At 38.0% G+C, this 23,523-nt stretch carries 27 protein-coding genes; 12 read left to right on the top strand and 15 right to left on the bottom strand.

Going from position 1 to position 23,523, the window contains the following annotated elements:
- Positions 1-131: 131 nt before the first annotated feature.
- The 4 genes from era to rplI form a co-directional block, all read right to left on the bottom strand.
- Positions 132-1,040: a GTPase Era gene (gene era, locus LDM93_RS05570; RefSeq protein WP_223891178.1), complete on the bottom strand. Its 909-nt coding sequence runs from the start codon at positions 1,038-1,040 to the stop codon at positions 132-134.
- A 124-nt stretch (positions 1,041-1,164) separates the two neighbouring features.
- On the bottom strand, positions 1,165-2,493 hold the full coding sequence (hslU, locus tag LDM93_RS05575; RefSeq protein ID WP_223891179.1) for an HslU--HslV peptidase ATPase subunit: 1,329 nt from the start codon (positions 2,491-2,493) through the stop codon (positions 1,165-1,167).
- A gap of 9 nt (positions 2,494-2,502) precedes the next feature.
- On the bottom strand, positions 2,503-3,033 hold the full coding sequence (hslV, locus tag LDM93_RS05580) for an ATP-dependent protease subunit HslV (protein WP_223891181.1): 531 nt from the start codon (positions 3,031-3,033) through the stop codon (positions 2,503-2,505).
- Positions 3,034-3,035: 2 nt separating this feature from the next.
- Positions 3,036-3,479, bottom strand: coding sequence for a 50S ribosomal protein L9 (rplI, locus tag LDM93_RS05585; protein ID WP_223891182.1), 444 nt, complete (start codon positions 3,477-3,479; stop codon positions 3,036-3,038).
- Positions 3,480-3,637: 158 nt separating this feature from the next.
- Here rplI and LDM93_RS05590 point away from each other — a divergent pair, with 158 nt between their 5' ends.
- The 5 genes from LDM93_RS05590 (at position 3,638) to LDM93_RS05610 (ending at position 10,237) form a co-directional block, all read left to right on the top strand.
- A complete protein-coding gene (locus LDM93_RS05590; protein ID WP_223891183.1) occupies positions 3,638-4,504 on the top strand; it encodes a VacJ family lipoprotein in 867 nt (288 codons plus the stop codon).
- Positions 4,505-4,522: 18 nt separating this feature from the next.
- Positions 4,523-5,086 (top strand): phospholipid-binding protein MlaC, encoded by a 564-nt coding sequence (locus LDM93_RS05595; protein WP_223891184.1) that lies wholly within the window; start codon positions 4,523-4,525, stop codon positions 5,084-5,086.
- Between the two features lie 46 nt (positions 5,087-5,132).
- Positions 5,133-7,622: an RND family transporter gene (locus tag LDM93_RS05600; RefSeq protein ID WP_223891185.1), complete on the top strand. Its 2,490-nt coding sequence runs from the start codon at positions 5,133-5,135 to the stop codon at positions 7,620-7,622.
- Between the two features lie 88 nt (positions 7,623-7,710).
- Positions 7,711-9,660 carry a M3 family metallopeptidase gene (locus LDM93_RS05605; RefSeq protein ID WP_223891186.1) on the top strand — a complete coding sequence of 650 codons (1,950 nt, stop codon included), beginning with the start codon at positions 7,711-7,713 and terminating at the stop codon, positions 9,658-9,660.
- 61 nt (positions 9,661-9,721) lie between these two features.
- Complete coding sequence (locus LDM93_RS05610; RefSeq protein WP_223891187.1) at positions 9,722-10,237, top strand: hypothetical protein; 516 nt, start codon at positions 9,722-9,724, stop codon at positions 10,235-10,237.
- Positions 10,238-10,258: 21 nt separating this feature from the next.
- Here the strand turns inward: LDM93_RS05610 and LDM93_RS05615 are convergent, their stop codons facing one another.
- The 3 genes from LDM93_RS05615 to LDM93_RS05625 all read right to left on the bottom strand — a co-directional run bounded on the left by LDM93_RS05615 (position 10,259) and on the right by LDM93_RS05625 (position 12,757).
- Complete coding sequence (locus tag LDM93_RS05615; RefSeq protein WP_223891188.1) at positions 10,259-11,626, bottom strand: argininosuccinate synthase; 1,368 nt, start codon at positions 11,624-11,626, stop codon at positions 10,259-10,261.
- 86 nt (positions 11,627-11,712) lie between these two features.
- Positions 11,713-12,279, bottom strand: coding sequence for a hypothetical protein (locus LDM93_RS05620; RefSeq protein WP_223891189.1), 567 nt, complete (start codon positions 12,277-12,279; stop codon positions 11,713-11,715).
- A gap of 136 nt (positions 12,280-12,415) precedes the next feature.
- On the bottom strand, positions 12,416-12,757 hold the full coding sequence (locus LDM93_RS05625; protein WP_223891191.1) for a thioredoxin family protein: 342 nt from the start codon (positions 12,755-12,757) through the stop codon (positions 12,416-12,418).
- A gap of 93 nt (positions 12,758-12,850) precedes the next feature.
- Between LDM93_RS05625 and LDM93_RS05630 the strand changes: the two genes are divergently transcribed.
- Genes LDM93_RS05630 through LDM93_RS05645 form a run of 4 tightly spaced genes read left to right on the top strand, consistent with a single transcriptional unit; the run spans position 12,851 to position 16,152 of the window.
- Complete coding sequence (locus LDM93_RS05630) at positions 12,851-13,633, top strand: pyridoxine 5'-phosphate synthase (protein WP_223891192.1); 783 nt, start codon at positions 12,851-12,853, stop codon at positions 13,631-13,633.
- Position 13,634: 1 nt separating this feature from the next.
- Positions 13,635-14,564, top strand: a complete 930-nt coding sequence (pdxA, locus tag LDM93_RS05635; RefSeq protein ID WP_223891193.1) for a 4-hydroxythreonine-4-phosphate dehydrogenase — start codon at positions 13,635-13,637, stop codon at positions 14,562-14,564.
- Entirely contained in the window at positions 14,554-15,528 is a 975-nt protein-coding gene (locus LDM93_RS05640; protein WP_223891194.1) for a M23 family metallopeptidase, read from the top strand. The genes pdxA and LDM93_RS05640 overlap by 11 nt, the downstream gene beginning before the upstream one ends.
- 9 nt (positions 15,529-15,537) lie before the next feature.
- Entirely contained in the window at positions 15,538-16,152 is a 615-nt protein-coding gene (locus LDM93_RS05645) for a polymer-forming cytoskeletal protein (RefSeq protein WP_223891195.1), read from the top strand.
- 7 nt (positions 16,153-16,159) lie between these two features.
- On the opposite strand, the gene LDM93_RS05650 is transcribed toward LDM93_RS05645, so the two are convergent.
- Together LDM93_RS05650 and LDM93_RS05655 are read right to left on the bottom strand one after the other, a co-directional pair.
- Entirely contained in the window at positions 16,160-16,384 is a 225-nt protein-coding gene (locus LDM93_RS05650; protein WP_223891196.1) for a hypothetical protein, read from the bottom strand.
- Positions 16,377-17,021 carry a tetratricopeptide repeat protein gene (locus LDM93_RS05655; RefSeq protein ID WP_223891197.1) on the bottom strand — a complete coding sequence of 215 codons (645 nt, stop codon included), beginning with the start codon at positions 17,019-17,021 and terminating at the stop codon, positions 16,377-16,379. Before LDM93_RS05655 ends, LDM93_RS05650 begins: the two co-directional genes overlap by 8 nt.
- Positions 17,022-17,114: 93 nt before the next feature.
- Here LDM93_RS05655 and msrB point away from each other — a divergent pair, with 93 nt between their 5' ends.
- The gene (gene msrB, locus LDM93_RS05660; RefSeq protein ID WP_223891198.1) at positions 17,115-17,513 is read left to right on the top strand and encodes a peptide-methionine (R)-S-oxide reductase MsrB; all 399 of its coding nucleotides are present in this window, start codon (positions 17,115-17,117) and stop codon (positions 17,511-17,513) included.
- Position 17,514: 1 nt separating this feature from the next.
- Here msrB and LDM93_RS05665 read toward each other — a convergent pair whose 3' ends face one another.
- Positions 17,515-17,784, bottom strand: coding sequence for a phosphomannomutase (locus LDM93_RS05665; RefSeq protein WP_223891199.1), 270 nt, complete (start codon positions 17,782-17,784; stop codon positions 17,515-17,517).
- Between the two features lie 47 nt (positions 17,785-17,831).
- Between LDM93_RS05665 and LDM93_RS05670 the strand changes: the two genes are divergently transcribed.
- The gene (locus LDM93_RS05670; RefSeq protein ID WP_223891200.1) at positions 17,832-18,275 is read left to right on the top strand and encodes a GatB/YqeY domain-containing protein; all 444 of its coding nucleotides are present in this window, start codon (positions 17,832-17,834) and stop codon (positions 18,273-18,275) included.
- A gap of 163 nt (positions 18,276-18,438) precedes the next feature.
- Here the strand turns inward: LDM93_RS05670 and trpC are convergent, their stop codons facing one another.
- The 4 genes from trpC to LDM93_RS05690 are packed head-to-tail and all read right to left on the bottom strand — an operon-like array spanning position 18,439 to position 21,598.
- Positions 18,439-19,233 (bottom strand): indole-3-glycerol phosphate synthase TrpC, encoded by a 795-nt coding sequence (trpC, locus tag LDM93_RS05675; protein WP_223891201.1) that lies wholly within the window; start codon positions 19,231-19,233, stop codon positions 18,439-18,441.
- Positions 19,234-19,290: 57 nt separating this feature from the next.
- A complete protein-coding gene (locus tag LDM93_RS05680; protein ID WP_223891202.1) occupies positions 19,291-20,511 on the bottom strand; it encodes a lipopolysaccharide assembly protein LapB in 1,221 nt (406 codons plus the stop codon).
- 14 nt (positions 20,512-20,525) lie between these two features.
- A complete protein-coding gene (locus LDM93_RS05685; RefSeq protein WP_223891204.1) occupies positions 20,526-20,900 on the bottom strand; it encodes a YkgJ family cysteine cluster protein in 375 nt (124 codons plus the stop codon).
- A 2-nt stretch (positions 20,901-20,902) separates the two neighbouring features.
- Positions 20,903-21,598 (bottom strand): tRNA1(Val) (adenine(37)-N6)-methyltransferase, encoded by a 696-nt coding sequence (locus LDM93_RS05690; RefSeq protein ID WP_223891205.1) that lies wholly within the window; start codon positions 21,596-21,598, stop codon positions 20,903-20,905.
- 50 nt (positions 21,599-21,648) lie between these two features.
- Between LDM93_RS05690 and LDM93_RS05695 the strand changes: the two genes are divergently transcribed.
- Positions 21,649-22,404 (top strand): arginyltransferase, encoded by a 756-nt coding sequence (locus tag LDM93_RS05695; protein ID WP_223891206.1) that lies wholly within the window; start codon positions 21,649-21,651, stop codon positions 22,402-22,404.
- Here the strand turns inward: LDM93_RS05695 and LDM93_RS05700 are convergent.
- Complete coding sequence (locus tag LDM93_RS05700) at positions 22,396-23,520, bottom strand: FAD-binding oxidoreductase (RefSeq protein WP_223891207.1); 1,125 nt, start codon at positions 23,518-23,520, stop codon at positions 22,396-22,398. The genes LDM93_RS05695 and LDM93_RS05700 overlap by 9 nt on opposite strands.
- Positions 23,521-23,523 lie beyond the last annotated feature (3 nt).

The following is a 23,523-nucleotide window of genomic DNA, read 5'->3' on the forward strand; positions in this document are numbered from 1 at the left end:
TTACAAAATGTAAAACTTTCTAAAAATATAACTTTTTTTAATTACTGATCTTTACTTTAATAGAAAGTACCTGTGTATAGGCTATTTATACTGCTTGTAAAAATGATTCTTTCTCAAATTCACATTAGATTTTAAATGATATAGCCAAACTCTTCTAAACCATCTTTATTTTTACTCCACCCTTTTTTAACAGATACATGAAGATCTAAAAATATTTTTTTACCAGAAAACAGTTCCATCTGTTCACGTGCAAGTTTTCCTACACGCTTGATCCCTACACCTTTTTGACCTACGATCATACCTTTTTGTGTCTCTTTTTCAACCACGATAGTTGCATATACTTTATCCATTGTGTCACCCTCTTCTATCTTTTCTATAGTGACATCACTCTCATAAGGTATTTCATCACTTAGGTTCTCAAAAATAGACTCACGAATAAGTTCTTTATAGATATCCCGTATATGTTCTGTAGTTAGGATCTCAGGGTCATATAGGAAAGGAGAGCTTGGTAAATGCTTACATATCTCATCAAGCAGTTGTTTTTTACCTACTTTCTTATTGACAGAAAAAGGAATGATCGCTTCAAAATATTCTTGATATTTCTGATACTCTCCCAACTTGGCCAAGATATCACCCTGCTTTACATGATCGATCTTAGTAAGAACAACCATGTGCTTTACACCTTTGGCTTGAGCAAGTTTTAAAAACTTTTCATATTCTGTAAGCTTGTCCGTAACAGGTGCAAGGAAAATAATAAGATCACTGTCTCCCATAGCTTTAAGTGCTTCATCTAACATGAATTGATTCAATAGTCTTTCTTTTTCATGAATACCTGGTGTATCCACAAAAATGATCTGGGCATCCCCGTGCATGACAATAATATTCATACGTTTACGTGTTGCTTGTGCTTTCTTTGAAACCATGGCAAGCTTTTCACCGACTATATGATTGAGTAATGTGCTTTTTCCTGCATTAGGTCTTCCCACTACTGCAACAAACCCCGCTTTTGTATCTACTTCTTCATTTTCATGATCAAACATTTCTTTTTCCTTTTAAGTGACCCGTTACTTACGCCTACTTCTAAAATCATCGCAGTAGAATGCTTAAGCAAGACATTGTGCCATCATCATAATTGGAGCTTTGCTCTAATTAAATCCTATTTATCTATAATATATAACGGGTTGCATCTTCATCTTCAACCACTTTGCTTATCTTCTCTTCCACCAATACTTTATCGACATGGATCGTTTCACCCTTGTGTTCATCTGCAGAGAAACTGATCTCTTCCAATATCTTTTCCATCACTGTATGTAAACGTCTAGCACCTATATCTTCAGTCTTTTCATTTGCAAGCAGTGAATAGTGTGCAATAGCTCTAAGTGCTTCCTCATCAAAGATCAATTCCACACCTTCAACCTTCATCAATGCTTCATACTGTTTAATGAGTGCGTTTTTTGGTTCAGTCAGGATACGATATAAAGTCTCTTCATCTAAGCTGTTAAGTTCCACACGGAGAGGAAATCGTCCTTGAAGTTCTGGCATAAGATCACTGGGTTTACTCACATGAAATGCACCTGCAGCAATAAATAAAATATGGTCTGTATTGACCATACCCAACTTTGTATTCACAGCTGAACCTTCCACAATAGGGAGCAGATCTCTTTGCACACCCTCTTTACTAGGGTCTTGTCTACTTTGCGAGTTGGAAGCTACAGCTACTTTATCTATCTCATCGAGAAATACAATACCGCCCTTTTCTACCTTTTCAAGTGCAAGAGATTTAAGATCCTCTTCATCAAGAAGTTTCTCACTTGCTTCAGACTCTAATATCTTCTTAGCATCTTTAACGCTAACCTCTTTCTCAGGACCTTTCTTACCCATACCGCCTAAGACTTTTACAATAGACTCTTGTACCTGTATCATCTGTGGGGGGAGTCCCTCTTCTGGCATTGCAGGCTTGTTTGGTACTTCAACCTTAATTTTTAGATGATCCAGTTCACCTTTGGCATATTTCTCCTGCATACGGGCAAAAGAGGCATCATACTCTGCTTTTTTTTGTTCACTGGCCCCTGCAGGAAGTGGAGGAAGCAGTTTTTCTATGATCTTATTTTCAATGTAATTTTCTATCTTCTCTTTATTTTTCTCATTTTCACTCTCACGTACCAGGCTCAAAGAGGTTGCTGCCAGATCACGTATCATCGACTCGACATCTCGTCCGACAAATCCTACTTCAGTATATTTACTGGCTTCAACTTTGATGAATGGAAGGTTCATCATTTTTGCCAAACGTCTGGCGATCTCTGTTTTACCAACGCCTGTACTACCTATCATCAATATATTTTTTGGTGTGACATCCTGCTGCATCTCTGGACTGAGCTGCATACGTCTATAACGGTTTCTAAGTGCTACAGCAATCGTCTTTTTTGCTTCATTCTGTCCTATGACATATTTATCAAGGTAAGTGACTATTTCTTTAGGTGTTAAATTATCCACTACACTTCCTTACAATTCTAATATTTTAATGTTTTTATTTGTATAGATACAAAGTTCACCGGCAACTTCAAGTGACTCTTGTACCAATGCTCTTGGATCAAGATCTGTATGTTTGTCCAAAGCACGCGCTGCTGAGATGGCATAATTACCACCAGATCCTATCGCTGCTATTTTTCCATCTTCTGGTTCTACAACATCCCCAGTACCAGAAAGTATAAAGATATGCTCCTGGTTCAGTACGATCATCATCGCTTCAAGCTGACGCAAATGTTTATCTTTTCTCCACATTTTGGAAAAACCTATGACCGACTTAAAAAGATCGCCTCTCTTTTCAGCCAGTATTCCTTCGAACATATCAAACAGGTTAAATGCATCTGCCGTACTTCCGGCAAATCCTGCCAATATTTTTCCTTCATGCAGTGTACGTATCTTTGTTGCATTTCCTTTGAGTACCGTATCCCCAAACGTCACTTGGCCATCACCGCCTATTACTGCCTTTCCGTCACGTTTATAACCCAGTATCGTAGTTGCATCAAACATGACTATACACCTACTACTTCTACTTTAAGTGTCGCATGTATACCATGTCCCAGTTTAGCATCTACTTCGTGCATCCCTGTAGACTTAAGTGCTTTTTTAAGATTGATCTGTTTTTTATCGAGTTCTATATTGTATTGTTTTTCTATGGCTTGGGATATATCTGCATTACCCACTGAACCTTTGATACCCACAGGTGCCAAAGGTTTTTCTACTTTAATGGTTGCGGCTTCAAGTGTTATCTTTTCAGCTTCAAGTCTAGCCAACTCATCTCTAAGGTTTCTTGCCATCTCTTCTTGTTCGGCTTTCCAATTTTCTACTACTTCAGGTGTAGCCAGTTTTGCCAAACCCTTTCCTATAAGAAAATTCTGTCCGTATCCATCTTTTACTTCTTTAATTTCACCTGCTTTACCAAGTGCCTTAACATCTTTGATCAATAATACTTTCATTTACTTATTCCTTCTTATGCCATATGTACTTATAATTTTAACAAACTTTTACTAGACATCTGTTAAAAGTAATATACATCTCATTCTTTAAAGTATAGCTTTAGTGTGATGATAGTATGATATATAGTATATAAAATATGTCAAAGGGGGATCTTCCGATGAAGTTTTTCTACATCTTTCTCGCTATCATACTTTTTACATTTCAAGGATGTACGACAAAAGAAGCGAACCCAGAGTTCAATCACACACATATTAAAACTGATGCAATGACATCAGATCCTCTCACAATAAATACTACTGATGACCAAAAAAAAGAGAATCAAACAGAAGAATTTGAAGAAGAGTTTAATGAAGAATTTGAAGAGGAGTTTTCAGAGCAGGAGACAAATACTGCCAGTGACCCATTAAGTGGTTATAATAGATGGATGACTTCTTTCAATGATACGTTTACACTCTATGCATTGAACCCTATTTCTGAAGCCTATGCAACGATAGTGCCTCAACCTTTACGTTTAGGGCTATCCAATGCTGTGGATAACATACAATTTCCTATTCGTTTTGCCAACAACCTCTTGCAAGGAAAGTTCCAAAATTCTTCGGATGAACTGGGAAGATTTATTATAAACTCTACCGTGGGACTAGCCGGGCTTATCGATGTTGCAACAAACCAGATGACAACACCGATACCTGCACATGATGAAGACTTCGGTCAAACCTTGGGGTACTATGGTATAGGATCTGGCTTCCATGTCGTTTTACCATTCATCGGACCATCCAATATAAGAGATATCGTGGGAATCACGGCAGATGCCTATCTCTCTCCACTTGTGAATGTAAGAGGATTAGAAAATTATAAAATACCTAACAATCTTGGTCAAACTATCGGTATTTATTCTGTTCATACGATCAACAAAACATCTCTACATTTAGGAGAATATGAAAATCTTAGAGAGGATGCTGTGGATCTCTATCCATTTTTTAGAGATATCTATGAACAAAAAAGAAATGCTGATATAGCGGAATAAATCAAATAAGGTAAAAATATGTTAAAAAAAGTCATTATATTCTTGTTTCTGTCTGTCATCTCTCTTTATGCAGTAGAAGAGCGAAATATCCAAAAAGTGATGGATAGCAAAGTGAGACAGGTTTTAGATATTTTAAAAAACAAGACATTGTCCCAAAAACAAAAAGATCAAAAAAATGTTCGTATTATAGACGATGTCTTTGACTACAGTATCATGTCACAAATAAGCTTGGGCAAAAGATGGAAAACCCTTACGAAAAATGAAAAAACACAATTTTCCAAAGCTTTTGAGCAAAAGATAAAACATTCATACCTAGATAAACTAAGACTGTACAACAATGAAAAAGTGATCATTAAAAACTTGAAAAAAGTCAAAACAAATCGCATTACCTTGGAAACACTGGTTATAGGTCTTGACGATACCTATAAAGTTATCTATCTGTTTTACAAGAAAAAACAAAATAATCAGTGGTATATTTATGATGTGGAATTGGTTGGTGTGAGCATTATTCAAACCTATAGAAAACAGTTTTCAGAATTTTTGAAAACAAAAACGGTCAAACAGCTTATAGAATCACTCTAAGTCATTCTGTAGACAAAGGCCTTTATATATGATAAAAAGATAATCGATGCTAACTACACTTTATCAAAAACTGATACTTAAATATCCCTTATCGGTTTTGATCATCCTTATCAGCAGCATACTCATTTTTGGCATTAATGTCCTGAAACTGGAGATAGATGCTTCTGCAGAAACGCTTCTTTTAAATGATGATAAAGACTTGGCATTTTCCAGAACTGTAGCAAAAAGATTTCAAACCAATGATCTCCTTATTATTGCCTATAAACCCAAACAGAATCTACTCTCTCCAGAAAGCCTGCAAACATTAACACGTATCTCTGAAGATCTAAAACAATTACCTAGTGTTGAATCTGTGGATTCACTTATTAATGTACCTCTGTTTTTTTCACCTATCCGAGATATGGATGACCTGATCAATGAAACCAGGACCCTAAAGAGTCCTGACATCAATCTATCCATGGTGAAACATGAGTTTTTGACCAGTCCTCTTTATAAAGACAGCCTTGTCAATAAAGATTTTACGATATCTTCGATCATCATCCATTTATATCAGGATCCCGAATATTTCACACTTTTAGAAAAGAGAAACCGTTTACTTGATAAACAAAGGAACGCTTCTCTTACCAAGAAAGAGGAACAGACACTGGATGAAGTCTCTATCGCATTTAAAGAACACAGGGATGAACAGCGTATTCTTGACAATCAGAATATTAAAGAAATTCGCTCTCTGATCTCAAAGTACCAAAATGATGCCACATTTTTTTTAGGTGGTGTTCAAATGATCTCCAACGATATTGTTGGATTTATCAAAAATGATCTGCTTATTTATGGAAGTACCCTGATACTCCTTATTATCCTTGTTTTGGGTTTTGTTTTCAAAAGAGCAAGATGGGTGATGCTGCCTATTCTTATCTGTGCTCTGTCCGTCATTGCTATCACCAGCAGTCTGGGATATTTTGGATGGGAGATCACTGTTATCTCTTCAAACTTTATTGCCTTGCAGCTCATTATTACCATTTCTATCGTTTTACATCTTATTGTAAGGTATGAAGAACTGTTGACACTTTACCCTCATGCTTCATCCAAAAGACTTATTTTAGTTACGATGATTACAAAAGCCACACCTACTTTCTTTGCTATTATCACTACGATCGCAGGGTTTTCTTCACTGCTCTATTCTCATATCTATCCTGTCATTAATCTGGGTTGGATGATGAGTGCAGGGATCTCCATGTCACTTTTTATTGCATTTATTGTTTTTCCTGCTGTACTGATGTTACTAAAAAAAAGACCTCCTATCAAGCGTAAGAGATCTATGGCCTTTATACCCTCTCTTACTGCCAGAATTGTATTACATGATAAAAAAGCGATCTATATCATCACCTTCCTTTCTATTGTATTTAGTATCACAGGGGCTTCACAGCTTATTGTAGAAAACAGTTTTATCAACTACTTCAAAAAAGATACGGATATCTATAAAGGTATGAAGATTATAGACCAGGAGCTAGGAGGGACCACTCCCTTAGATGTCATACTCACGCTATCGGATGAGAACAGTACCTACTCACCTACCGATGCGACACAAGAAGATACGGATGAAGAGGCAGATTCCTTCGAAGATGAATTCAGTCTTGTAGAGAACCAAGACCAATACTGGTTCACGGATGAAAAGATCAAGATCATCAAAAAAGTCCATAACTATTTAACACAGCTAGAACAGGTAGGTGAGGTACAGTCTTTTGCCACACTTCTTGATACAGGAAAAGTACTCAATGAAAACAAAGATCTAGACAGTATAGATCTCGCTTTGATCTATAAAAAACTCCCTCAAAAATATAGAGATGTGATACTGACCCCTTACGTCGATATTGAACATAACCAGCTAAGGTTTTCTACACGTATCGTAGATTCTAGTGAATCTTTACGAAGGGACGCATTACTGAAAAAGATCAAAAGTGACCTCACACAAATCATAGATCCTGATGTCGCCACGGTACAGCTCTCAAATCTCATGGTTCTTTACAATAATATGCTGCAATCCCTGTTCCATTCACAGATCACAATGATCGGTCTTGTATTGCTCATCGTTTTCCTCATGTTCCTTCTACTGTTCAGGTCCCTGAAACTCACATTTATTGCGTTGATCGTCAATATTGTTCCTATAGCTCTGGTCTTTGGATTTATGGGCTGGTTACACATTCCTCTGGATATTATGACGATTACCATCGCTGCCATAGCTATGGGTATAGGTATTGATGACACGATACATTATATTCACCGATTTAAAGTTGAATTTGAAAAAGACAATTTATACTATTTTACGATGCATCGAACAAGCAACAGCATTGGGAATGCTTTGTACTTTACCACACTTGTCATCGTGATAGGTTTTTCCATTCTGACATTGTCAAATTTGATCCCGACCATTTATTTTGGTCTGCTTACAATGGTGGTGATGGTCGCTGCACTCACGTCAGATATGATACTTTTACCAAAACTTTTACTTTTAATTAAGCCATTCAAAAAATCAAAATAATACAATTTTCAATCATCCCCTCAAAATTAATATCTCCTTTTATAAAATATGTTACAATCGAAAAAATAAAATAATGGACCCATACCCTATGTTTCAAGAATTCAAAATAAACAATTTAGAACAATTTCCCAAAGATTTAGACACGCTTTTAAACCAGCAAAGAGAGAGTATCAAGGATATCACTGTAAATGCTGAGAGCAATTATGAAAAAGTCCTTAAACCCTTGCAGGACCTAGATGAAGAATTAGGGCTTTTCTTTACCCCGCTTGCTCATCTTAACTCAGTGATGAACTCAGAGGAAACACAAAAAGCCTATGAAGAGTCTATCCCTCTACTTTCTAAGTTCAGTTCTGAAATGGCACAAAATGAAGCCCTGTTTAAAAAGATTGAAACGATCAAAGCAGATTCCAAGGAAGCGCAAAAAGTTCTAGAACATGAAGTCAGAGGCTTTGTACTCTCTGGGGTCAATCTCCCCGAAGACAAGAAAAAACGTATGGAAGAGATCAACCTCAAACTCTCTGAACTTTCTAACCAATTTTCACAAAACCTTCTTGATGCGACCAATGCCTATGAACTCATCATCGAAGATGAAAAAGATGTTGAGGGCATGCCTCAGTCTGATATCGATGCAGCCAAAGAGGAGATCGATGGAAAAACCGTTTATAAATTTACACTTCAGATTCCTAGTTATCTGGCCTACATGACTTACGGGCCTAACCGTACATATAGAAAAGAACTCTCTAAAGCCTATGCCACCAGAGCGCCTGAAAATGCAGAAGTGATAGACCAGATCCTGGCACTCAAACATGAAAAATCACAACTGTTGGGCTTTAGCTCTTATGCGCAGTATGCCCTAGAGACACGTGATGCAAGTCATGAAGATGATGTCATCACATTCTTAAATGAATTGGCTGATGCTGCCTTGCCTCAAGCCAAAAATGAACTGGCTGAACTTAAAACATTTGCACGTAAAACAGATGGCATAGAAGACTTAGCAGGGTATGATGTAGGGTACTATTCAGAAAAACTGAAAAAAGAAAAGTTTGACTTTGATGATACGATGACCAAACCTTACTTTGAACAAGAGAAGGTTTTAGAAGGACTATTGTACATAGTCTCAGAACTGTTTGGGGTCACCTTTGAACCTGCAGACGTACCGACCTGGCACGCATGTGTGAAACCTTTTGACATCTTCGAAGAAGGCAAACTCTCCGGACGTATCTACTTTGATCTTGAAGCGCGTAAAGAAAAACGCGGAGGGGCATGGATGAATGACTGGGAGACACACTATGTGGATGCTAAAGGAGAATTACACCTTCCCTCAGCTTTCATCGTATGTAACTTCTCGCCAACGACACCCAAGACACCATCACTGCTAAGACATGACGATGTCGTAACCCTCTTTCATGAAATGGGACATGCTATCCATCACCTCTTTGGAAAATGTAAAGAGCGTTCGGTCTCAGGTATTAACGGTGTGGCATGGGATGTGGTAGAGTTTCCTTCACAGTTTTTGGAGAACTTTGCTTATGAAGCAGCGATCTTAAAACGTTTTGGTTTTCACTATGAAACAGGTGAGCCTATCTCAGAGGAGCTGATGGCAAAAATAAAAGAGACCAAAAACTTCCAGGCAGCCCTTGGTATCCTGCGTCAGGTAGAATTTTCTCTGTTTGATTTTGTTCTGCATCAAGACCTTTACCAAGGTGAAGAAGTGCAGACATTGCTCGATGGCATCAGAGAAAAAACGTCTTTGCTTACACCGCCGAGTTATAACAAATTTCAACATGGATTTGCACATATCTTTGCCGGTGGCTATGCTGCAGGGTACTACAGTTATAAATGGGCTGAAGTACTCTCTGCAGATGCTTTTTTCTCTTGTTTGGATAATGAATCAGGATTTAACAAAGAACGTGCAAAAGGGTATAAAGAGTATATCCTTGCAAGCGGTGGTGCGATTGAAATGTCTGAGCTCTACGAAGAGTGGCTTGGACGAAAAGCAGATGTTCAGAGTCTGATCAAACTCTATGAAATAGTATAATGATCTTCTGTCACTCTAAGGATAGGTATCCTAAGAGTGACAAGGTAGAAAGGAGCCTTTCGTGAACGAATACCGTTCTCTTGTATTAACCGTGATTGCCATCTTTACAATTACTTTACTGGCTGCCTATTTTAGTCCCTCATTCGCGGAACAAAAAACATACTTAGAACTTTTTATACTTTTTGGAAGCTTGCTTTTCATCTTTGCTGTGGTGGTGATCTTTGCAACACTGGGATTTCACTCTTTTGCACTCTTTTTGAGTCTCTTTCTTGCTGCAGTGATCGCCATGTATGGGGTATTGGGTGCTTTGCTTATAACGGCTGTCACCTATTTTCTGTGGGGTTCTATCTTCGCGATGGAAGTACTTTTGTTTTATAATGGGAGTGAAAGTGCCAAAGCGTGGTTTGTATCCCGTTATGATTTTAAAACATTCAAGATGGAATATATTGCTTTTTATCCGCTGATGGGAATGCTCTATATTTTATTGGAGTTCATACCCTATCTCTTTTCTAAAGAGAAGTTGTTGAAGTTCACCCCTTCAAAAGTCTTGAAGGAGATGGAGGCATTATTGCAGTAAAAAGCAACCAGTCAAACATGACTAGTTCTTTTTAATATACTCTTCTTTTGATTCTTCTTTCTTACCAAATCCGAAAAATCTTTTGATTCTTTGACAGATAGTAAATGAACCTGTCTCTATACGACACTCTTCTACTTCCTCTACTTCATCATTTTTTATCATTGAAGCGATACGCTCAGGCTGTTTTTTACCTTCAATGATGAATCTAAGTGCATTCAGACGGATAAACCCTTCTGCATCTTTTTGGTTATATACTTCATCTTCTTCAAAGGTAGAGTGTTCTTCAGAATAGAGAGAGATATCAGATCTTCTACCTACTACAGTCACATTTCCTTTGTAAAGTTTCAACTTTACATCCCCTTGAACATGTTCTTGTGTTGCATCAATAGCAGCCTGAAGCATCTTACGCTCCGCTGACCACCAGAAACCTTGGTAGATGAGTTTGGCATACTTAGGCATAAGCTCATCTTTCATATGTGCTTCTTCTCTGTCAAGTGTGATAGATTCGATAGCCCTGTGTGCTTTAAGCATGATAGTTCCACCCGGTGTCTCGTAACAACCACGTGCTTTCATACCTACATAACGGTTCTCTACGATATCGATACGACCGATACCATGTTTATTACCATAGTCATTCAACGTTTTTAAAATGGTTGCAGGGCTCATCTCTTCACGGTTGATCGCTACAGGGTCACCATTTTTATAGCTGATCGTGATATATTCTGGTTCATCTGGTGCTTTTTCCGGACTCACAGACCATAACCACATATCCTCTTCAGGTTCAGCATATGGATTTTCCAAATGTTCACCCTCATAAGAGATGTGAAGCAAGTTCGCATCCATAGAGTAAGGTTTTGGCTTTCCTTTTCCATCTATATCAATACCATGATCTGCTGCATACTTCAAAAGCTTCGTACGTGAGTTCAAGTCCCACTCTCTCCATGGTGCGATAACTGCGATATCTGGGTCAAGTGCAAGGTAACCAAGTTCAAAACGTACCTGGTCATTTCCCTTACCTGTTGCACCGTGACTTACTGCGTCCGCACCTGTTTTATGTGCGATCTCTATCTGCTTTTTAGAGATGAGTGGACGTGCAATAGACGTCCCTAAAAGATACTCCCCCTCATAAATAGCATTGGCTCTGAACATAGGAAAAACAAAGTCTTTTACAAACTCTTCTCTCAGATCCAAGATGAAAATATTTTCTTCTTTGATCCCCATATCCAATGCTTTCTGACGTGCAGGTTCTACCTCTTCACCCTGCCCAAGGTCAGCCGTGAAAGTAACCACTTCACACTCATACTCGTCTTGAAGCCATTTTAAAATAATACTTGTATCAAGCCCACCAGAGTAAGCCAGTACCGCTTTTTTAATCTTTCTTTTTGCCATGCTATAAGCCTTTAAATAATATTGTTGCAATTTTAGCGTAAATTTAGTTACGGATGGTTTTATATTTACTATTATTTTAACACATTCTATTCAGATACATAGGCTCCTCTTGCACCACTCACAACATTTTTAGACTTTTCTTTTTTACTTTTTTCAGCAATTTTTAAATTCACTTCATGCTCTTTAGCAATTAAATAGTTGCCATATGTTTCAAATTCATCCTCGCCTTTTGCATTTAACTGTTTTTCAAGAAGTCTAAGTTTTTGCTTTAATTTATCACTTAAAGTAATGATCTCTTGGTAATGTACGGCAGATATTTGAATGGCACCATCACTTAATGGTTTCTTTCTGCCAAATAGACTGCTTTTATTCTTTGATACGCATACTTCATAAATCTGCATAAAATTATTATGTATGCTTTTCCATAATGCTTCAATTTCATATAAAGTATCAACACATGTGTTATCTCTAAATAGCATTGCCTCTTGCTCCAGCCACTTTCCGAAATCAATGTCGGACATATTTAATTCAATGTCTTCTTGTTTATGTGTATCCAATAACCCAGCCGATAATAATTTTATCATACCTACCCATCTGGTATGTTCTACTCTTGCTTGATGTAAATGATGAAGATATGTCTCTTTATGTGTCATTTCGTATTCCTTGTCCATATGATTGCTATGACTGATTTTCATTAGCTTATTAAAAACTATTTTATCCCAAAGGAATACTTATATTTTTTATAAGATGATTAATTTTTAACCATCGTATAACACTAAATGCTTTTTTTTAATCATCAAACCCATATTTCTTCAAAATGATCTTCAAGACCGCTTTCTTATAGGCTCCAGTATGACGAAACACTTCTTTCCCGGACGCATCAAAAAATATCTGTGTGGGCATCTCTTTGAGTTTATAAATATCACGACTGACTATACGTTCTTTTTGACCGTCTATGGAATAAATTTGAAACTCCGGATGCACCTCTAATACTTCAGCAAAAATTTTGGACATCGCCAAACAGCTATAACAGTGTGACATACCAAAAGCTAAAATGGTAGGCTTACCATTGCCAATATTATGTTTTATGTATCTATATTCGTTCACAGGTAATGGCTTCTTTTCTGACATTTTTGCTCCAAGCGTCTTATTAGGATGATTATACAAATCCTATCTTAAAAACTTTTGCTATAATCAAACTCATATTATTCAAGGAAATTAAACATGTTATTGGGCGTAAATATTGACCATATTGCAGTACTAAGAGAAGCAAGAAAAGTAGCTGATCCTGATCCGATCGATGCACTGAGCATCTGTAAACGTGCAGGAGCCGACCAGATCACGATCCATCTTCGTGAAGACCGAAGACACATGCAAGATATGGATGCTAAAAATATTATAGCACTCTCTTCACTGCCCGTTAACCTAGAGTGTGCTATCTCTTCTGAAATGATAGATATCGCTTGTAACCTTAGACCCCATCGTGTAACCCTCGTACCTGAAAAACGTGAAGAGGTTACGACTGAGGGTGGTCTTGCTGTCACAGGAGACCAACCTAAACTCAAAGAAGCAATAAAAAGACTACAAAAGGAAGAGATAGAGGTCTCACTGTTCATTGATCCTACTTTAGATGCTGTGAATGCATCACTTGACCTAGGTGTCGAGTGGATAGAGTTTCATACAGGAAAATATGCGAACATTTACGCGATGCTCTATACAAACCTCTCGAAAACCCACCACAGCATACCAGAGCTTGAACTTTCACGTAAGATACTCAAACAAATGCTCAAGGATGAACTCTGCAACCTCCGTCTGCTCTCTTGTGATGCAATGGAGCTGGGATTACATGTGGCAGCAGGACATGGCCTTAATATGCAAAATGTCAAAGACATCGCCGAGATAGAAACCATAGAAGAGCTGAATATCGGACAAAGCATTATCGCTCGTTCTGTCTATACCGGGCTCGAACAGGCTATCATAGATATGAAATCTATGCTGATAAGATAACATGTCAAGAAAAAAAGTAGCCATATCTGTCGGTGATCTCAACGGTATTGGGATCCAACTTATCCTTGAGAATCATGACATCATCTCTAAAGAGGTAGAAACTGTTTACTGCATAGACAGAAGCATGCTGGAACAAGCAGCCCAAAAATTAAACCTACCCATACCTACGGATTTAAACACCATAGAAAATATAGCATCAGACTTTGAAATAGACGCTGGAGTAGTCAGTAAAGAGAGTGGAGGCTATGCTTATGCTTCATTTCTCAAGGCAGTTGAACTCGCACGCAATAAAAAGGTCGATGCTATCACTACCCTGCCCATTCACAAAAAGGCATGGGAGTTAGCGGGTGTAGCGTATAAAGGTCATACCGATGCTTTGAGAGATTTTTTCGATGCAGAAGCTATAATGATGTTAGGCTCACCTAAAATGTATATCGCTCTTTTCACCGAACATATACCACTGAAAGAAGTAGCTGGAAGTATCAACGAAAAAGACTTGACAAGGTTTCTCATAGACTTTTACCAGACAGCCAAACCTGACACACAGGTAGCAGTTCTAGGATTGAATCCTCATGCCGGAGATGATGGGGTACTGGGTAATGAAGAGTACATCATACAAAAAGCTATAGACAATGCCCACAGAGAAATAGGCTCTAAGATATTCAGCGCTCCACTGGTGCCGGATGTTGCATTTACACCCAGAGTACGTGCGAACTATACACACTACATAGCCATGTACCATGACCAGGGCTTAGCCCCTCTCAAAGCACTGTATTTTGATGAAGGGATCAATGTATCGTTAAACTTACCCATACTGAGAACCTCCGTAGATCACGGGACTGCTTTTGATATCGCTTATAAAGGTGTGAGACTTAACGCCCTAAGCTATATTAATGCAATCAAATATATTAAGGAAAGAGATGAAAAATAGGCTTATCATAACGATCAGTGATGTTCATGCATCAAAACAGTACAGTGTCCATGAAATCATCAAAAAGGTTATAGCTGGAGCGATTCTTCTTCTGATCAGCATTGCGTTTGCCACATATCTTTATATCCATTTTCTTAACAACCGAGTCTCTCAACTCAATAAGCAAAAACTCGCATTTCAAAATGAAATTGTAAAACTTGAAGAGACAAGTGAAACCTATAAACACAAAAATGATATTCTCGAAAAACAGAATGTGCGACTGACACATCAGATCCAGGAGAATAGCGACAAACTCGTCTCAGTCAATGAAAAACTGGAAGAGGTCGAAGAGATGATCGGGTATGGACCGGATCTGAATGCCAGTTTTCAAGACAGAGTGGAAAATGCACGTGAAAAGGTTGTTCAGGCAATCAAAGAAGAGGTTGAACAAGAACATATATCATCCATCCAGGAGGCTCTCATACTTAACAGTATCCCTAACGGAAAGCCTGTAAGCTATGCCCGTATCTCAAGTAAATACGGATACCGTACCCATCCTGTCACAAAAAAACAGTCTTTTCACCCTGCACTTGACTTGAAAGCAAAGAAAGGTACTCCCGTCTATGCACCTGCCAGCGGTGTGGTTATCTTAGCTAAACGTAAAGGTGCCTATGGGAACCTCTTGCTCCTTGACCACTCTTTCGGGTTCAAAACTGCATATGGACATCTTAGTAAATTTGCCGTCAAGAGCGGCGATTTTGTCAGTAAAGGAGATCTTATTGCCTATGTAGGGAGTACGGGTCGAAGTACCGGCCCCCATCTACACTATGAAATCCGATATTTGGATAAATGGCTCAATCCAAAGAGCTTTATACAATGGAATTTAGAGAATATTAACGACATAAGCGATAAAATAGTTCAAGTTGACTGGAAAAGCATCCAGAAGCAGACCCAAGATATCATAACACTTTCTACACAACAATAAAGGAATAGTATGGCATTGCTCAAAAGCAAAAAGAATCCAAAAACACATGACAAGATCACTTCAGCAACCATTATCACTTCCTGTATGGAAGTCACAGGAAATTTACATGGCAGTGATACGGTACATATAGATGGTAAAGTGGTGGGAGACATCATTGTGAGTAACACACTTGTGATCGGAACATCTGGTATTGTACAGGGAGAAGTGAAAGCAAAAAATGCGATCATTAACGGTAAACTTGAAGGCAGTATCATCTGTGAAACACTTGAAGTCATGGAAACAGGTGAAATTTCCAAACAAATTCAAGCAGATACCATGATACTTGATGGCACCGTTACGGGTCATGTCATTGGACTCAAATCGATTGAAATCCAGTCAAATGCTAAACTCACAGTTGAAAAACTTGAAAGCAAAAAAATTACTGTTAGCGGATCAGTGAAAGGGAATGTTGTCGCATCAGAACTGCTAGAGATAAACCGTACGGGTTCAGTAGAGGGCGAAGTCTCAGTCAAAACGATCAAAACAGCTGAAGGTAGCAAAATGGTCGGTACTATGTCTACTTATGAAGAAAAAACAGAGGAAGCTCAAGAAAAGATACAAGAAGGAAAGGCACAGATAGCCTAGTCTTATTTTACCCAAAGAGTCCTGCTGACTCTTCTTCGACAATCTCACACTCATCATTCATTTTTTCACAGAGCTCTTCTTGACATCGTTGACACAAATAACGATAGTTCTGCATATCATAATGGATCATATCACCCTCTTTAATATCATCATAACACTCCGCACATACATTGGTTACCCGTAAAAGTATCTCTTCTGTTGCTTCCTGTGTTACAAAACATGGACTACTCATTATCACTCCCTAGTTCTTTCATCATTTTTTCCGCTTCTTCCAATGTATTATCTAACTCATATGCTTTGGTATAGCCAAGAAGTGCTTCTTTTTTTCGTCCCAGGTCATATAAAGTGTTTGCATAGTTAAAGTGGTGAGGTGCATACTCAGGGTCCAATGCAATAGCACGTTCATGGTGTTTTTCTGCACCCTCTTCATCCCCAAGTTTATGTAGCACATTGGCAAGTGACACATGTGCCATGTCATCTGACTCATCGAGCAATAAAAGTTTTTCAAAACTCTCTTTTGCTTCTTCATATTCACCTGTCTGCATACAGACATAACCCATTTTCTGAAGGACTTCAGTATGATTTTCATCAATGATCAGTGCCGAACCCAATGCTTTTTTTGCCTCTTCGAAATCATCTTGTGCCACTGCTTCATCTGTCATTTTTAACAGTTGTTCCATACGTGTAGGCTGTACTTCAGGTGTAGAAAATGTTTTATCGGGACGGTTGATACCACCTATTTGATCATCTGCTACTTTCGCTTCAAAATCCACCCCTCTTTTGGGATGATTTCCTGAAAAAAGTTGTTTAAAAAAAAGATAAAATACTCCTCCAGCGACAATAAGAAGTAATAGTTGAAATGTTGTCATAGATTCTCCAATATAGTTATCGAATGATAAGATAATCTAACTTAAAGCCAAAGAAAATCTGCTATGATAGTAAAAAATTACCAAAGGATTATTATGGCTTATAGAATAGAATTAGATAAAGATAAATTACAAAAAGAGTTAACACCGTTAGAATATAATGTATGCTTAAACCACGGTACAGAAGCACCCTTCCAAAACGAATTTTGGGACTCAAAAAAAGAAGGTATTTACACCTGTAAATGCTGTGGGACACCACTCTTTTCTTCAGAAGCAAAATTTGATTCAGGTACAGGCTGGCCAAGTTACTTTCAACCCATTAACGAAGACGATATAGAAGAGATTGAAGATGCCAGTCACGGTATGGTTCGTGTAGAAGTACGCTGTGGTGCATGCGGTTGTCATTTGGGACATGTATTCCCTGATGGTCCGGCACCTACCTATAAGCGGTACTGTATCAATTCTGCATCGTTGAATTTTAAAGAAAAAGAATAAGCTATGATGTCTGTAGCTGTGCGGCGATACGCCCGGCAGCTTCATCCATCTCTTCTTTTGTATCAAAAATAAAAGAATGTTTTTCCTCTTCTCCGAGATTGACAAAAATACCAAATCCTACGACTTCGACCTTACCTTTTGCCTCAATATCCAACCATTCAAGACTCACTTGTGTTGTTTCATCTTCATGTCCTGTCTTTACGACTGCTGCAGGGTAAAGTTGCGTGATCTTGGCTGTGTCGAATTGTTTATCTTCTATTGTGATTATCATAGAGGGATTATAGTATAATCACTTTAAATCTAGAACGAAGGACACTTATGAGTTTAAATGCACAAATAAAAAATGATATCAAGGACGCAATGCGCGCAAAAGAGATAGTCAAAAGAGATACACTTAGAAATATACAGGCATCTATTAAACAGATAGAAGTAGATGAACGTAGAGAGGTGACAGATGCTGATGTTGAAACTGTTTTAATGAAGTATTTAAAACAAAGAGAAGATGCCAAAGCGCAATTTGCAGAGGCGGGACGTAATGACCTTGTAGAAAAAGAAGATGCAGAGATAGCCATAGTCAAAGCCTATCTTCCAGAACCGATGGACGATGCAGAGTTGGAGTCTGTACTTAAAGAAGTGATTGCTTCTGTAGGTGCCGAAAGTATGAAAGATATGGGTAAAGTCATGGGTGGCGCCAAAGCTGCCATAGGAAGCCGAGCAGACGGCGGACGTATCAACCAAGTAGTAAAAAAACTACTAAGCTAATAAAACACATTTATATATTCAATAATGTCGACCTGAACGCCCTTGAAAGCAAAGCGATTCGAGAAGGTCGACGCTTTTTTGCTTCGTTTTTTCTAAAAAAATGAAGAGAAGAACAACATCTTAATTCAAAGTATTAGGTAATTAGGGAGAATACTTTAAAAAATCAATTTCCATACTTCAAAGCTTTAATAGCTGCAGTAATATCATCCTGTCTCATAAAATGTTCACCTACCAAAAATGCATCTGCACCTATCTTGGAAAGTTCTACCACTGTCTCATGGTCATTGATACCTGATTCAGCCACAATGATCTTACCATTTGGAATAAGCGGTATAAGTTTTTCACTCAAACTCATGTCCATCTCAAATGTCTCAAGGTTACGGTGATTAATGCCGATGATATCTGCTCCAGCGAAAATAGCTTTTACCAGATCTGTTTTGTTATGTACTTCTACCAGTACATCCAGACCTAAATGCCGTGCATAATCATGCAACTCTTTTAGCTCTTTACGACTTAGTGCCATAGCGATAAGCAAAATATAATCTGCACCAAATGCCAATGCTTCAAGTACCTGATATTTATCCACAATAAAATCTTTTCTAAGGAGCGGTATATTTACATAACGACGTACCATCCCTAAATACTCTTTGTCCCCTTTAAAAAAGTGTGGTTCAGTCAGTATAGAAAGTGAATCTGCCCCACCTTTTTCATAGGCTTGCGCTATTTCTACAGGGTCAAAGTCTTCACGTATGATCCCTTTACTGGGACTCGCTTTCTTCACTTCTGCAATGATTCGGTAAGGATTTTCTTCAGTTGAACGTAAAGCGCTCTGTACATCTTTAGGGATAAATGGGTTAAATGATAGAGAACGTCCTAACCACTCCAGAGGGTAATCTACTTTTCTTTTTTCTAGATCTGATTTTGTTTTTTTAATGATTTCATCTAATATCTGAGCCATATATCACTTTCCATATTTCTATAAATTTCGCGTATTATATCTAAAAGAAGCCCGAAATTATTTACACTGTCTGATAGTATCCCAATGTTCTATAATTTCTTCTTCTTCCAATCCCTCTTCATCGACTACTCTTTTCATCAATTTATAGGCTTTATCACACTTACGCTGTTTATAGTATCCCCATGCCAAAGAGTCTAAATAATAGATATTATCAGGTTGCTGGATCAATGCATTCTCTATCACACTGATACCTTTTTTAACATTGACCTCTTTATCTATCAGTGTATAGCCATAATAATTGAGGTAAATACTGTCATCATTTCCTAATGCAATAGCTTTTTCAAAATGAGAGATCACATCTTGTATCATTTTTTTGTCATTTTTATCTTCTGAGTTTTCAAAAAGGAGTACAGCCTTCTCTGCTATCCATTTTGAATTTTTATCTTCCTCATAGAGTTTATCGACAAGAGCCAATGCTTTAGAAAAATATTTTTTTGCCTTATAGAGTTCATAGAGTATATCATTTCGACTTTGATCTGCTTCTAAGAAAACAATCGCACCGTCAAGATCTCTTTTGTACATATAGGCATCTATGATCTTTGTCAAATACTGTGGGTCATTGTCTTGCTGATACAATGCTTTATAGGTCTCTAAAATACCGTTAATATCTTTTTCTTTTTGGTAAAGCAAAAGCAATTTCGCATAGACATCGTGGCTCACTATATTCATACGACGATGCGTTTCAAGTAACTGTATAGCCTTTTTACGTTCACCGGTAAACTCATCCATAATATCAGTCATACGAAGTAATATCTCTTCTCTAGGTACGGTTTCATATACCCTGCTTAGAAGGTCTAATGCTCTTTTAAATTTTCCGGCATATAAAAATGAATTTGATGCCAGATCCAAATCCATAGGTTCTGTTGACTGTTCAAGCAAGTGTTCTGCTTCAATAGTGGCATTTTTCACTTGTCTGATAGTGAGATAAAGAGGAATGAGAAGACGTCTCACTTCAATTCTGTCCGGATTTACCTTGTCCCATCTTTTTAAACGTGTGATACTCTCTAATATGTGATTTCTGCTCATCAATGCGGAACTGGCTTCTTTAAAGAGATAGATCTCTGCTCCAGTATCATCATATAGTCTTTTATAGACTTGATAACTGTTTTCATAAGCTTTATATTCATCATATAAAAGTCCTCTCATGATGAGTTCATCTTCACTTATCTTCATGATCTCTTTGGCAGAGCTCATCACAGTGCTAAAGATAAATACCATCAATAAGGATAATGCTATACGATACCAGGACACTCTTTACGTACCTCTTCTTCATCATTTTTAAACTGTTCCCAAAATGGGAATGTACGACATTGTAAAGGCCGTACAGGGTAAATGGAACAACGTTTCATCGATTCATCAAAAAATACACAGGCATAGTTATCTGCTGCAAGTTTCTTCTCTATCAAAGAATAGCGATGCTTCACTTTTCTTAAATACATTGTAGCAAAATCTTCTATGCTAAGGTTAACGAACTCTGCCATTTTCTCTATTTCAGTATATTTAGCCCAGATATAACCGCTCTCTCCCGTACAACAGTGCCCGCCACAGGCTTCACATGCATTAGGGTCAAATTTAAAATTGTACTGTTCGTGTGTCATGAATTCCATGATCAAAAATCACCTTTTATACTATTGGTATTTGCACGTTCAAATGCTTTCATCGCTTGTTCTCTATAGACACTCTTCTCATCAAAGACGACAAATGGAGGAAGTATCTTGGTCATGGATTTTGATCCCATACGCGCTGCGATCATCACCAGTTTGGACTCCCTATCTATTTTAGAGTGTACAAACTGCATTGTTTCAACAGTTATACCATAGGAAGTTAAATGATACAATAACAGGTCCACCTGCTTCGCATCATAACAGAAGATAAAATACCCTCTGGGCTTCAACAGTTTTTTGACTTTAGCTATAAAATCCTCTATAGGTAAATGATGTGCATATCTTGCAATGTTCAAATGCGTGTTTTCACTTTGTTGAACATTTGAGTCATAAAAAGGCGGGTTTGAGATGATATAGTCAAACTTCTCATCTGTCGTCCATTCGGTAAAATCTCCCAGGTGACTTTGCGCTTCAAGGTTATTGAGTGCATAATTGTGTTTTGCATAGTCAAGCATCTTTTCCTGTTTGTCTATAATGCTCGTCTGTATGTTAAAATCCCGGGTCAATAAAAGTGAGATGATCCCTACACCGCACCCTACATCCAATAGTTTACCTTTGGGCTTAAACGAAGAGATAAAGTCATACAAAAAGATTGAATCACTGTTATAACAGTAGCCACTTGTAGGTTGATAAAGAAACAAATCATGCCTTTTTTTGTGAATTTTACAATATTTTCAGTATAATCGCGATTATGAATGAAGAACTAGATCTACTCAACCCGCCATCAACAGATTTTTCAATGCTGGACTACGATTGTGCATACATCCCTGGAAATAAGGTACGTATGAACTATAAGTATGTTTCTCATGCAAGTAAAAAATTTGCAACTGCAGTCATAGCCAGAGGATGGAGACGTTTTGGAAAGTACTTCTTCCACCCTATCTGTAATGGCTGTAATGAGTGTAAAAGTGTACGTATTGATGTCAATAACTATCACTACACAAAATCACAAAAAAAAGCTATTAAACGGAATGCTGACACACAGATCATTATACAAAAGCCTAGTCTTACCGACGCACATATTCATCTTTACAATAAATACCACTCTTTTAAGCATGAAAAAGATCAGTGGCAGCACCGTAATATTTCACATCGGGAGTACCATGAGAATTTTGTAGATGGTGCACATGATTATGGGAAAGAAGTACTCTATATCAAAGATGGTAAACTCATCGGTGTAGACCTCATCGATATACTTGATGACGGTATCAGTTCTATATACTTTTACTATGACCCTGATTATGCCAAACTGTCACTAGGAACCTATTCACTGCTCTACCAGATACAATTGGCCCATATACTTGAACTGCCTTGGATCTACTTAGGCTACTGGGTAGACGGATGTAAAGCTTTTGCCTATAAACCAAAGTTCCAACCCCAGGAGTTATTAGATGGATTTCCTCATGTTTCAGAAGAACCTGATTGGGAAGAGTGGGGTTTAACGTAAAGCATCTAACTCCGGACTCTTACGGCACCATTTCAAAAAAAGTCTGTCAGGATCTACTCTGACATCTACCTCTTTCTCTTCAACGATACATTCAGATAAAATCTTTGCCATAAGCGGTGCAAAAACAAACCCTCTTCCCCCTAGACCATTACACACAAATAAGTTATCTATATACTTCATCTCAGGCTTGGCACCACGTATCACAGCAGGATAGGTTTCTAACATAAAAGGCACATCTATTACCTTCCCTACCAAAGGAAAGTAGTCTTTAGACCCTGCTCTCATACCGCAAAATACTTCTTTGAGTTCCAGGTCTGAAGTATCGATGAGAGAAGAAGCTTTTTCTTTGAGAAGTAAGGCTTGTCCTTTTTGGCAAGGGACAGGTTCTTTCACCTCTTTTTCATGTGTAGCACCCAGTTTGATAATCCCATCTACGTTGGCACCCACAGACATAGACTGGTGCATACTGACATCTAATGAGAGTTGGGAAGCAAAGTCTCCTCTAGTACCCCATGTACCTTTGATGCCCATGTAACGCAAGTCAGCTAGGTCACTCTCATATCCTGTTGCTAATACAAGGCTTTCTGCACTGTACTCACCTATACACCATAATCCATCTTTTTGTGTTATCTGTTTTGCTTCATACTTTACGACTTCAATATTTGATAGTAAATCTTCACAGATCTCTTTTGCATCACAAACCCCTGCTTCAGGAAAGAAAAAACTGTCAAACTCAACAGCTATACCTTGTGCTTGAAGTTGTTCAGTTTTATATTTTGCATACCTGTTCTCATTAAAAGGTTCATACTCTGTAAACTTTTTAGCGTCCGCTTCATCTTTGGGGATTCGTATTACGCCAGTTTGATGAAAAAGTGAAGGACAAGTAGAGAGATAAAAGTCTTTGGCAAAAGAAAAAGAGGTATTGGTAAGTGTTTGAAGAGGTGACCCTTTACCTATCTTGGGAGAAACAAAGGCACCTGCTGCCCCAGAGCCGCCAGAAGCAATGCCATTTTTGTCTAACACTAAGACATCTTGACCTTTTTGTGTCAATGCATACGCTGTAGAAGCGCCTGCGACACCTGCACCGATGATGATACAATCATAGGCTTTAGACATACT

The organism is Sulfurovum sp. TSL6 (assembly GCF_019972115.1).
Classification (GTDB): domain Bacteria; phylum Campylobacterota; class Campylobacteria; order Campylobacterales; family Sulfurovaceae; genus Sulfurovum.